The 11,618-nt window shown below is 62.5% G+C and carries 11 protein-coding genes and 1 pseudogene; 8 read left to right on the top strand and 4 right to left on the bottom strand.

What is annotated here, in order from left to right:
* Nucleotides 1-134: 134 nt before the first annotated feature.
* The 4 genes from JX325_RS08095 to JX325_RS08080 all read right to left on the bottom strand — a co-directional run bounded on the left by JX325_RS08095 (nt 135) and on the right by JX325_RS08080 (nt 4,295).
* Nucleotides 135-893, bottom strand: coding sequence for an SDR family oxidoreductase (locus JX325_RS08095; RefSeq protein ID WP_204790652.1), 759 nt, complete (start codon nt 891-893; stop codon nt 135-137).
* Nucleotides 894-924: 31 nt separating this feature from the next.
* Complete coding sequence (locus JX325_RS08090; protein ID WP_243413992.1) at nt 925-1,404, bottom strand: peptidylprolyl isomerase; 480 nt, start codon at nt 1,402-1,404, stop codon at nt 925-927.
* A 214-nt stretch (nt 1,405-1,618) separates the two neighbouring features.
* Complete coding sequence (smpB, locus tag JX325_RS08085) at nt 1,619-2,017, bottom strand: SsrA-binding protein SmpB (RefSeq protein ID WP_243413991.1); 399 nt, start codon at nt 2,015-2,017, stop codon at nt 1,619-1,621.
* 211 nt (nt 2,018-2,228) lie between these two features.
* Nucleotides 2,229-4,295: a 5'-nucleotidase C-terminal domain-containing protein gene (locus JX325_RS08080; RefSeq protein ID WP_243413990.1), complete on the bottom strand. Its 2,067-nt coding sequence runs from the start codon at nt 4,293-4,295 to the stop codon at nt 2,229-2,231.
* A gap of 251 nt (nt 4,296-4,546) precedes the next feature.
* Here JX325_RS08080 and JX325_RS08075 point away from each other — a divergent pair, with 251 nt between their 5' ends.
* The 8 genes and pseudogenes from JX325_RS08075 to JX325_RS08040 all read left to right on the top strand — a co-directional run.
* A complete protein-coding gene (locus JX325_RS08075; protein ID WP_204790650.1) occupies nt 4,547-5,500 on the top strand; it encodes an ABC transporter substrate-binding protein in 954 nt (317 codons plus the stop codon).
* 101 nt (nt 5,501-5,601) lie between these two features.
* Nucleotides 5,602-6,552, top strand: coding sequence for an ABC transporter permease (locus JX325_RS08070; RefSeq protein WP_204790649.1), 951 nt, complete (start codon nt 5,602-5,604; stop codon nt 6,550-6,552).
* Nucleotides 6,545-7,339 (top strand): ABC transporter ATP-binding protein, encoded by a 795-nt coding sequence (locus tag JX325_RS08065; RefSeq protein WP_204790648.1) that lies wholly within the window; start codon nt 6,545-6,547, stop codon nt 7,337-7,339. Before JX325_RS08070 ends, JX325_RS08065 begins: the two co-directional genes overlap by 8 nt.
* Nucleotides 7,340-7,434: 95 nt before the next feature.
* Nucleotides 7,435-8,280 (top strand): fumarylacetoacetate hydrolase family protein, encoded by an 846-nt coding sequence (locus JX325_RS08060; RefSeq protein ID WP_204790647.1) that lies wholly within the window; start codon nt 7,435-7,437, stop codon nt 8,278-8,280.
* Nucleotides 8,281-8,455: 175 nt separating this feature from the next.
* A complete protein-coding gene (locus tag JX325_RS08055) occupies nt 8,456-10,156 on the top strand; it encodes a glycosyl hydrolase family 18 protein (RefSeq protein ID WP_204790646.1) in 1,701 nt (566 codons plus the stop codon).
* An 81-nt stretch (nt 10,157-10,237) separates the two neighbouring features.
* Nucleotides 10,238-10,882: a ribonuclease domain-containing protein gene (locus JX325_RS08050; protein ID WP_243413989.1), complete on the top strand. Its 645-nt coding sequence runs from the start codon at nt 10,238-10,240 to the stop codon at nt 10,880-10,882.
* Nucleotides 10,875-11,144, top strand: a complete 270-nt coding sequence (locus tag JX325_RS08045) for a barstar family protein (protein ID WP_204790645.1) — start codon at nt 10,875-10,877, stop codon at nt 11,142-11,144. The genes JX325_RS08050 and JX325_RS08045 overlap by 8 nt, the downstream gene beginning before the upstream one ends.
* Before the next feature lie 85 nt (nt 11,145-11,229).
* Nucleotides 11,230-11,618: pseudogene (locus JX325_RS08040) on the top strand (hypothetical protein); the annotation flags it as partial.

Genomic DNA, 11,618 nt, shown 5'->3' with positions numbered 1-11,618 from the left:
GTCTTGGTCTTTTGGGTGTTTGCAGGTGGAATCGTTAGATTAGTATAGCACAGGTTTGGACCGGTGTGTGTTACGGTTTTGTGACATTTGGGAGAGAGGCCCTTGAGAGGCCCCCTCCATCTTGTCTTTTCTGCTCAGGTCTTAACAAACTTGACTAAAAGCTGGGAAGGAGTCAGTTTGGCCAGGAGGCGGTAGAATTTATACAGAAGCTTGGGGGTGTAAATCGTGCGGCCCGCTTTGGCGGCGCGGAGAGCGCCCCCGGCTACTCTTACCTGGTCACAGTAAGGCAGGAATTCAAAGGTGCTGGAGCGGCCCGTGATTCCAGCCAACGGGAGAAACTCCGTCGCCATGGGACCGGGACAGACCGCCGTGACGCTGACCTTGCGGCGGCGCAGCTCCTCGTTCAGGCCTACCGTGAAATGGGAGACGTAGGCCTTGGTGGAGGAATAGACCGTCATCCGGGGGTTGGGGCAGAAGGAGGCAATGGAGGACACATTCAGGATATGGCCCCCCTCGGGCATATAGGGGAGGACCAGGTTGGTCACGGCGGTCAGGGCCCGGACGTTCAGGTCCACCATCCGGGTCTGGGAAGCGGTGTCCATCTCCCCTACCCGGCCCAGACAGCCGCAGCCCGCGCAGTTCACCNGCAGGNACACCTCCGGCTTCTCCTCCGCCAGGCGGTCTTTTAAGGAGACAAAGCTCATGGGGTCGCACAAGTCCAGGGCCAGGCAGGTGGTATGGCGGCCCGGCAAACTGATCGCCAGGCTCTCCAGCCGGTCCTCCCGGCGGGCGATGAGCCAATAACACGCGATGTCGGGAAACACGTCCTCGATTTGGCGGGCCAGCTCCCGGCCCAGGCCGGAGGACGCGCCGGTGATGATGGCGGTTTTCATGGCTTCCTCCTTCTCATGCGCTTTNTTTTGTTCAGCGGGTCTCCGGTTCGGGATAATCCACGCCCTTGGTATCCACGCGTATGGACTGGATGACCACGGGCTTCTTGGGCTTGTCGTCCATCATGCTCCGGGGGACCCGGGAGATGGCGATGGCGTCGTCCACGCCCTCAATGACCTGGCCGAAGGCGGCATANTCACCGTNCAAGTGCCCNGCCGGGGCCACCATGACGAAGAACTGGCTCCCGGCGGAATCCGGGGCCATGGTCCGGGCCATGGAAAGGACGCCTGTAGCGTGCTTCAAGTCGTTCTGGGCAAAGCCGTTGGANGCAAACTCCCCTTTGATTTCATAGGCGGGCCCTCCCATGCCGGTGCCGTCCGGGCAGCCGCCCTGGATCATGAAGCCGGGAATGACCCGGTGGAAGGTTAAGCCGTCGTAAAAGCCCTTGTTGGCCAAGGTGATGAAGTTATTCACCGTGTTGGGGGCCTTTTCGGGATAGAGCTCGGCGGTCATTTTTTTGCCGTCCNCCATGAGGANGGTGGCNATTGGATTGCTCANGCCGGTNNCTTCCTTTCAGTGCTTTTATTATTTCCAAGCTTAAAACTCGGAAATAATCCATTTGATTTAAGCCGTTTTNCTCGCCGCTGTAAACAGCGGCAACCGCAAAACATGGCACATATTACTTCCGGCCTTTCAGTTCGGAAGTAATATATAGTTCCTTTAAAATTTATCGCGCTTTCATGGCCCGGTCGATCTCCCGTTTGGCGTCCCGCTGGGCGGCGGCGGACCGCTTGTCGTAGTTCTTTTTGCCCTTGCACAGGCCCACCTCCACCTTGACCCGGGAGTCCTTGAAGTACACGGACAGGGGGACCAGGGTATAGCCGTCCTGCTTCACCAGGGCGTGGAGCTTNCGTATCTCNCGCTTGTGCATCAGCAGGCGGCGGGGCCGGACGGGGTCCTTGTTGAAGATGTTCCCTTTCTCATAGGGGGAGATGTGCATCCCGTGGACGAAGAGCTCCCCTTCCTTCACGGAGCAGTAGGAGTCCTTCAGGTTCAGCGTCCCGGCCCGGACGGACTTGACCTCTGTGCCCGCCAGCTCGATGCCCGCCTCGTATTTCTCTTCCACTTAGTAATCATGGTGGGCCTTCCGGTTTTGGGCGGCGATTTTCACGCCCTTCTTTTCCATCGCGGTCACCTCCTGGAAATCATGCCCGGTTTTTCCGGTGTTTAGTATACCATGGTTTTCCCGTTCAGGCAAGGGGAGAATCTGGAGAACGGAAGCGGCCCCGGCTTTTTGCCGGGGCCGCATGTCTTGAGAATGGGCGCGTTTTCTTTGCTTACGCCGCGGGGAGAATCAGGACCTGGCCGATCCGGATGGCGGCGGGGTCCTTGACGGTGGAGCGGTTGGCGGCGTAGATGGCGCNCCNCTTCGTTCCNGTGCCGTAGGTTTTCTGGGCAATGCTCCAGAGGCAGTCCCCGGCCTTGACGGTGTATGTCCCCTCGGAAACGGCGGGCGCGGGCTCCGGNTCGGGGGCAGACTCGGGCTCCGGTTCAGGCGCGGGCTCGGGGGCCGGGGCGGGCTCCGGCTCCGGTTCGGGAGCAGGAGCGGGTTCCTCAGCGGGCTCCNCGTCCTCCAGCGGGGGCAGGACGCCCTCGGATCGCAGGGCGGGGCCGTTCAAGGAGGCGATGTTGGGGGTGCGGCCGTCCTCGCTGGTGGGGATGGCAATCTCGCCGGAGCGGACCTTCTCGTAAATCAGATCCTTCTGGGGATCATCCAGGTCCGCGCCCACGATCTTCCAGTTGTTGTCCACCTCGGGCATCAGGGGGCCGTCCAGGGATTCCACGTACTCCGTAATCATATCCCGGACCGCGCCGCCCTCGTACACCACGTCCGCCTCGTTGATGAGGCCCGCGGAAACCAGGCCGNCATAGCGGTAGTTGTTCAGGGCCAGGACCATGGTGTCCGTGTCCTTCATGGGCTGNCCCTTGTAGACCACGTTCTGGATGCGGGACCCGGCGGGCTTGGAGATGTCGATCTCATAGTCCAGCCCCGCGAACATGTCGTAGTTGTACAGCCGGATATTGGGGTTGAAGCTGATGGTCACGTCGCCGGGCTGGTACTGGTTAAAGAAGTTCCCGGCCTTTTCCTCCATGATGGCCTTCATCTGTTTTCCGGTAACTTTCACGCCATAGAGGGTGTTGTCGTATTTGTAGATTTTCACGCTGTCCCGGTGCAGGAAGGGGCCCTCCTGGAGGTTGCTGGTGGAGTCAAACAGCGCCGCCAGGGACACATCGGCTCCCGCCCGCTCCATCTGGACCTTGTTCACCAGGTCGGTTACCGCGTCATCTTCCAGAACCGCGGTGGGAATGCCGGGGAGAACTTCCAGATTCTCAATGAAGGTCTTGCCTACGGTGCCCACTTGCCGGGACGCCAGCTCCAGGCTCTTCGTATGGAGATCCTTGACCTGGGCCAGGAAGTCCGGGTCGGGGGTGGCCTCGGCGCAGTCCAAAAGCGCACCCTCGGCCTTCTCCACGNNCCAGCCGTCGCCGTCGGCCTTCAAGGTCAGGGTGACCTTGCTGACAAATTCGCCGTTGCTGCCGGGCTCCAGGACGGGGATGCCCCCGATGGTCTCATTGACCTTGGCGTGGGCGTGGCCGATGAAGAGGGCGTCCATCCGGCTGCCGTACTTCTCCGCCACTTCCCGCATGCCCGCGACGCCATATTCGCCGTCCAGGCCATAGTGGACGGAGCCGACGATCACGTCGGCCTTGCCTTCCAGCTCGTCCAGGATTTTGCCGATTTCCTCGTCGGGGTTTGTGATCTTCATGTTGTCATAGTGGCCCGGGTCGGATTTCTCCCACTGGGGGATGTGGGGCGCGTCCACGCCGAAAACCGCCACCTTCACGCCGTCCACCTCGAAGATCTTGTAGGCGTCGATCCAGCGGGAGCCGTCGGCCTTGTAGAAGTTGCCGCCCAGGGTCACGCCCTGGAACTCCTCGATTTCCCGGGTGGTATACTTGAAGTCGAAGTTGAACTCGTGGTTGCCCAGGGTCCAGGCGTCGTACTTCAAGTAGTTCATAGCCGCAATCATGGGATGGGGCTCCTCGTCCAGGAAGGCCTGGATGTAGTTGGCCTGGGTGGTGTCGCCGGTGTCCAGCAGGAGCAGGTCCGGGTCCGCCTCCCGCTCCGCCTTGATGATGGCGGCGGCATGGGCCATGCTGGTTTTGTTTTCCTTGTTCGAGGCATAGTCAAAGGGATTGACCATGCCGTGCAGGTCGCTGGTTTGGAGAATGGTGACGGTTTTCCCGCCCTCCTCCGCCGCCAGGGCGGGGACGGACAGCCCCGCCAGCATGGCCAGGACCAGCGCCAGCGCCAGGAACTGCTTGCGCGCGGTGTTTCGCATAAAAATGACCTCCCGTTCTTTCTTTTCCTCTTTGTGGAAACTATGTGTTTTTATTATACGACGCCTCCTTCCAAAAANCNATCGTTTNTGTGGNAATNAGCCATTGACTTTATCCCTTTAAAGCTGTATAGTACAAAAGCGTCAAAGGAATACTTTGCGATGGAAGGCGGTCCCGCCTGCGGACGGGCCGCTTTTTATCATGAACCCGGCAAAACCGCGCACACTATAAGAACATAAGGAGATTGGAAACCATGAAGAAGAAACTGCTTGCGCTCGTTCTGACTCTGGCCATGGCCCTGAGCCTGGCCGCCTGCGGCGGCTCNAGCGAGTCCTACAAAATCGGTATCTGCCAGCTGGCCCCCCACCCGGCGCTGGACGCCGCCACTCAGGGCTTTACCGAAGCGCTGAACAAGCTGCTTCCCGGCCAGGTGGAAATCGATTCCCAAAACGCCGCGGGAGATACCCCCACCTGCGCTACCATCATCAACGGCTTTGTCTCCGGCGGCGTGGACCTGATTATGGCCAACGCCACTGCTCCCCTCCAGGCCGCCGCCTCCGCCACTGCCGACATTCCGGTGCTGGGCACCTCCATCACCGAGTACGGCGTGGCCCTGGGCATCGAGAACTTCTCCGGCACCGTGGGCAGCAACGTCTCCGGCACCTCCGACCTGGCGCCCCTAGACCAGCAGGCCCAGATGATCCATGAATGGTATCCCGACGCCAAGACCGTTGGACTGATTTACTGCTCCGCCGAGCCCAACAGCCAGTATCAGGTGGACAACGTCCAGAACTATCTGGAGGACATGGGCTACGCCTGCACCCAGTATCCGTTCTCCGACACCAACGACATGGCCTCTGTGGTCCAGAGCGCCGTGGACGCCTCCGATGTCCTGTATGTCCCCACGGACAACACGGCGGCCAACAACACGGGAATCATTGACAACATCTGCCGGGGCGTGAAGCCCGTCTTCGCCGGAGAGGAAGGCATCTGCGGCGGCTGCGGTGTGGCCACCCTTTCCATCAGCTACTATGACATCGGCTATAAGACCGGCGAAATGGCCGCGGACATCCTGACGGGCAAGGCCAAGGTATCCGAAATGGCCATCGAATACGCGCCCCAGTTCGTCAAGAAGTACAACCCCGCCACCTGCGAGGCCCTGGGCCTCACCGCCCCCGAGGGCTACGAGGCCATTGTCACCGAGTAAAGCGTTCTCACAGGGGAGGGCGGGAAGCCCTCCCCTGCTTCCTTCCATTTGGGATGCGGAAAGAAACGCCCTAATTTCAAGAGAGGTCGTGAAATCAGATCATGCTGAGTTTCCTCAACGCCTTACCGGGGGCCATGTCCCAGGGTCTCATCTGGGGCATCATGGCCATCGGCGTATACATCACCTATAAGATTCTGGACATCGCGGACCTGACTGTGGACGGCTCCTTCTGCACCGGCGGCGCGGTGTTCGTCATGCTGTTCTCCGGTGGAGCCAACGTCTGGGCGGCGATGCTGGCGGCCCTGCTGGCGGGCATGCTGGCGGGCCTGGTTACCGGATTGCTGAATACCCAGTGCGGCATCCCCGCTATTCTGGCGGGCATCCTGACCCAGCTGGGGCTGTACTCCGTCAACATGGCCATCATGGACTTCAAGGCCTCCGTGGCCATCAACGTCACCCAGGCGGACACCCTGGAAAAGCTNCTGGTCTCCCTGNGCTTNNTCCAGGGGGCCATCCGGGNGGACTTTCCCCTCTGGCGGCACCCCATTTTGGTGGTGGGTTTATTCACCGTGGGTCTCATTGCCCTGCTGTACGGCTTCTTCGGCACAGAGCTGGGCAGCGCCCTCCGGGCCACNGGCTCCAACGGCAGTATGGCCCGTGCCCAGGGCATCGACACCGACTTCTGCAAGGTACTGGGCCTGATGATCTCCAACGGCCTGGTAGCCCTCTCCGGGGCGCTTCTGTGCCAGTACAACGGGGCCAACGAAATCAACGTGGGCCGGGGCGCCATCGTCATCGGCCTGGCGGCGGTCATCATCGGCCAGGTGCTGTTCAGCAAGCTGTTCCACAACTTCGCGCTGAAGCTGCTGGCGGTGGCTATTGGGGCCATCCTGTACTACATCGTCATCCAGGCGGTGNTGGCCNTGGGCNTGAACCCCAACTATCTAAAGCTCCTCTCCGCCCTGGTGNNGNCGGTGTTCCTCTCNCTGCCCTACTGGAAGGGCAAGTATTTCCACGCCAAGNTCAAGNCGGGAGGCGCCAGCCATGCTTGAAGTAAAAGAAATCTGGAAGGTTTTCAACGCCGGGACGGTCAATGAGAAACAGGCCCTCCGGGGCGTGAGCCTGGCGCTGAACGACGGGGACTTCTGCACCGTCATCGGCGGCAACGGGGCGGGCAAATCCACCCTTCTGAACGCCGTGGCGGGGACCTGGGCCGTGGACGGCGGGTCCATCTCCATCGGCGGCGTGGACGTAACCCACCTGCCGGACCACAAGCGGGCCCCCTATATCGGTCGGGTCTTTCAGGATCCCATGCTGGGCACCGCGCCCACCATGCAGATTCTNGAGNNCCTGNCCCTGGCGGCCCGCCGGGGCCAGAGGCGNGGCCTCCGCTGGGGCGTGACCAAGGCGGAGAAGGAGCAGTACCAGGAGATGCTGAAAAATTTGGACCTGGGGCTGGAGGACCGGCTGACCAGCAAGGTGGGCCTCCTCTCCGGCGGACAGCGCCAGGCGCTGACGCTGCTGATGGCCTCCTTGAAAAAGCCCAAGCTGCTGCTGCTGGACGAGCACACCGCCGCCCTGGACCCCAAGACGGCGGCCAAGGTGCTGGAGCTGTCGGACCGCATCGTGGCGGAAAGCNATCTCACTACCANGATGGTCACCCACAATANNAAAGACGCNATCCAGCANGGGAACNGGCTNATCATGATGTACGACGGAAAAATCGTCATCGACGTCTCCGGGGAGGAGAAAAAGAAGCTGACGGTGCCCCAGCTGCTGGAGCTGTTCAGCAAGGTCAGCGGCTCCGACGAGGCGGACGACAAGCTGCTGCTGTCGTAACCATGGATTTGAGGCGGAGCGGAAACGCTCCGCCTCTTGCATATTGGAACGGCATGCTTTAAAATACAGGAAACGCTTAAAAAGGAGTCGATCCCATGAAATTGATCACCTGCCTATGCAAGGGCGAGGAGCGCGTGGGCGCGCTGACGGAGGAGGGCGTGGTCTTCCTCCCTTACCCGGATATGAACACCCTGATCGAGACCCTTCCTCCGGCGGCTTTTGCCGTCACCTCCACCGCCAAGCCGGTTCCCCTGGAGGACGTAACCCTCCTGGCCCCCATCCCCCGGCCCCGGCAGGACGTGATCTGCCTGGGGATGAACTACCGGGACCACGAGAAGGAAGCCGCCAAGTACGACGCCGAGGCCTTTAAAAAGGAAANGCCCGCGGCGGTCTATTTCTCCAAGCGGGTCTCCCGGGCCGGGGACCCGGATGGGGATATCCCCCGGTATGAGGGCTTGGTGGAGCGGCTGGACTATGAGGCGGAGCTGGCGGTGATCATCGGAAAGACCGCCAGAAACGTCAAAGCGGAAAACGCCGGGGACTACGTTTTCGGCTACACGGTCCTAAACGACGTGTCCGCCCGGGATCTCCAGACGGGACACAAGCAGTGGTACTTCGGCAAGGGCCTGGACGACTTCACCCCCATGGGGCCCTGCATCCTCACCGCGGACGAAACGGCCTTCCCCCCGGCCCTGGACATCTCCTGCGCCGTCAACGGGGAAGAGCGCCAGCGCTCCAACACCGCCCTGCTGATTCACGGCATTCCGGAAATCATCGAGGAGCTCTCCGCCGGAATGACCCTGCTGCCGGGGACCATCATCGCCACCGGCACTCCCGCCGGGGTGGGCATGGGCTTCGACCCGCCGAAGTTCCTGAGCGCCGGAGACATCGTGGCGTGTACCATCCAGAGTATTGGGACCCTGCGGAGCACGGTTCGCTGACGGCACAAAAATCTCTAAGGCCGGACGGTTTGCGCCGTCCGGCCTCAATTTCTGCCTGGGCTTCCAGAAGCTGTTCCTTGCCCCAGAGGGGGAANCTGCTGTAAAATAGGGCGTAGAATTTGTTGAAAGCTATTTTATAACGCTTTTTTATTATCTTATTGAGGAGTTTGGAACGATGCGGAAAACACGCCGTTTTGCCCTGTCAATCCTGGTATTCGCCCTGCTGCTGTCCCTGATCGGCAGCGGCAGGGCCTCCGCCGCCGGAGGCGGCGGTGCCGGGGAGGTGGTGGGCTATTACGCCTCCTGGGCCGCCGCGCAGGGCCACACGCCGGACAAGCTCCCGGCGGAACAGTTTACCCAGATTAATTACGCCTTTGCCAAACTCGAAGACGGCAGAGCCGTCCTGGGCGACCCGGTCCGGGATGGAAAGACCCTCCGGGAGCTGACTGGCCTGCGGAAGCGGAACCCGGATTTGAAAATCGTGCTCTCCCTCGGCGGCTGGGACGATTCCGCCGGGTTTTCCGACGCGGCGNCCTCCGCGGAAGGCCGGNGGATGTTTGCCCGGTCCTGTGTGGACTTGCTTCTGGCACACGGCCTGGACGGCGTGGATCTGGACTGGGAGTACCCCGTTTCCGGCGGGGCCCCCGGCGTGGTCCACCGGCCCCAGGNTNAGCAGAANTTCACCCTGCTGCTNCGAGAGCTCCGGGAAGCCCTGGACCGGCAGGGGCGGCGGGACGGGAAGCGCTATGTCCTGACCATCGCCGGGGCGGTGAGCGGCGGCTATCTGAACAGCATCGAGCCCCAGGAGGTGGCGGAAACCGTGGACCATATTTTTCTCATGGCTTATGACCTCCACGGGCCCTGGGACTCCTCGNCGGACTTCAACGCGCCGCTCTACACGCCCTCGGACGGCCCGCCCCGCTACCGCGCCAGCGTAGACGACGGCATTTCCGCCTGGCTGGCCCGCGGCGTCCCGGCGGAGAAACTGGTGCTGGGAATGCCGCTGTACGGGTACATATACCAAGGCGTTTCCAGCAGGAACAGCGGGCTGTACCAATCCTTTCAAAGCGCTAAATCCGTCTCTTGGGACAAGGTGAAGGGCGAGTATCGAAACCGCTCCGCCTACCGGCAGTTCCGCCATGAGGAGGCGAAGGTCCCCTACCTCTACGGAAGCCGCTCCTTCCTCTCTTACGACGATCCGGACTCCATCGCCGCCNAGGCGGAGCTGGCCCGGCAGCGGGGCCTGGGAGGCGTGGGTTTTTGGGAGCTGTCCCAGGATATGGCGGGGGACCTCATCCAAAGCGCCTGGAACGCCTGGAACGGCGGGCGCTTCCAGGACGTGCCCCAGGACGCGTGGTACGCCGGGGCGGTGGAACGGGCCTGTGCCGCCGGGCTGATGAACGGCACCAGCCCTACCGCCTTCTCCCCAGGCGAAACCGTGACGCGGGGACAAATCACCGCCATTCTCCACCGCCNGGCGGGGAAGCCGGAGGTCCGGGGCTCCTCTTTCTCCGACGTGCCCGACTCCGCCTACTACAGCGGCGCCGTGGCCTGGGCCGCCCGGCGGGGCGTGGTGGAGGGCTTCTATGACGGAACCTTCCGCCCGGACCTGCCGGTAAGCCGCCAGCAGCTGGCCTCTATCCTCTGGCGCTATGCCAAGCTGGAACGGGCCGACCGGGGAAGCCGGGCTTCCCTCCGGGGCTTCCCGGACGCCGGAGACGTGGCGGACTACGCCGGGGAGGCCATGAGCTGGGCCCTGGCGGAGGGGATTTTGCAGGGGACCAAGGAGGGACGCCTCCAGCCGCAGGGCCGGGCCGCCCGGGGGCAGACCGCCGTGCTGTTGGAGCGGTTCCAAACTCTGCTGGAGCGCACATAGCTTAAGAGGCAAGGGCTTTTTCCCTTGCCTCTTTTTGCCGAAGCTGGTATACTGTCCCCATCAGCAGAAAGGATGATGGACATGAAACGCTGGCTTGGCGGCCTGCTGGCCGCTTTTACCCTGTTCTCCCTCACCGCCTGCGGCGGCGTGGTGGACCTGACGGATGTTCCCGAAGACGGGGCCCGGTTTGAAGACGCAATGGCAGATCTTCCCGTCGCGGAAGATCCGGAAGACCCGGAAGACAGCTCCGGCCAAGAGGACCCGCCGCCNGAGGNCCAGTCTNCNGGCCAGGAGGACCCGGACGCGTCCAAGGAGCCGGATCGGCCCGGCAACGCTTCTTCAGAGGACCAGTCCGCCGGGCTGGACGCCCTGCCGGAGAACGGGAGCTACACCACCAAGGAGGACGTGGCCCTCTATATCCACACCTACGGCCGTCTGCCGGATAACTTCATCACCAAGAAGGAGGCCCAGGACCTGGGCTGGCCCGGCGGGAATTTAGAGCCTTACGCCCCGGGCATGTGCATCGGCGGCAGCCGCTTCGGAAACTACGAGGGCCTCCTGCCCGAGGCCAAGGGCCGGACCTACACAGAATGCGACATCGACACCCTGGGGGCCAAAAGCCGGGGGGCCAGGCGGATCGTCTTCTCCNACGACGGCCTTGTCTACTACACCGGGGACAACTATNAGTCCTTCGAGCTNTTNTANNGAGACGAGGGCGATGGCTGAAATCGTGCTGGACGGGCTGGAGCTCCGGTCCCTGGAGGAGGTCCATGACCGCTTTGCCCAGGCCNTGGCGCTGCCGGAGTGGTACGGGCGGAACCTGGACGCCCTATTCGACTGCCTGACGGACCTGAAAGCGCCTGTGACGGTCCGCCTCCTTCATCAGGAGGTTCTGGAGGGCCGGCTGGGCCGCCGGGGACGGGCGCTGGTCCGCCTCCTCCGCCGGGCGGCGGCGGAAAATCCCCAGGTGACGCTGCTGGNGNAATGAGCGGNGGAAAATTGNCCCTNTTCAGAAGCTCCTTCCTGTGCTATACTATGGGAATCAAATTGACTCCTGAAAGGACCCGTTTGTTATGGATAAACATTACGCGCTTCCCTTGACGGCGGCGCTGGGCGGGGCCGCCGCCTGTGTGCTGCGGCTGCTGCAAAACCACACCGGCTTCGAAGCGGACACCGGCCTCCCCATCCCCGGCAACCTCGCCGCCCTGGCCCTGGCGGTCCTTCTGATCGGATTGGCCCTTGCCCTGGCCCTGACGGCCCGGCTCCTCCCGGCGGAGGAGGAACCCGGCCCCGTCCTGCCCAGGGATTTCTCCACGGAAAATACCGGCCTCCTGACCATCCCCATGTGCGGCGTGTTCCTCCTGGTCCTCAGCGGCCTGAGCGACCTGACGGAGAGCCTGGTGGTCCTGCCGGAGGGATTGGTCTCCTCCCGGCACGCCATCTACGGCATCCTCCGGGCGGG

Origin of the sequence: Oscillibacter sp. CU971, from assembly GCF_905219725.1 — a bacterium.
GTDB lineage: Bacteria > Bacillota > Clostridia > Oscillospirales > Oscillospiraceae > Oscillibacter.
Note: the sequence above shows the minus strand (reverse complement) of the source record. Positions and strands in the feature narration are given on the sequence as shown.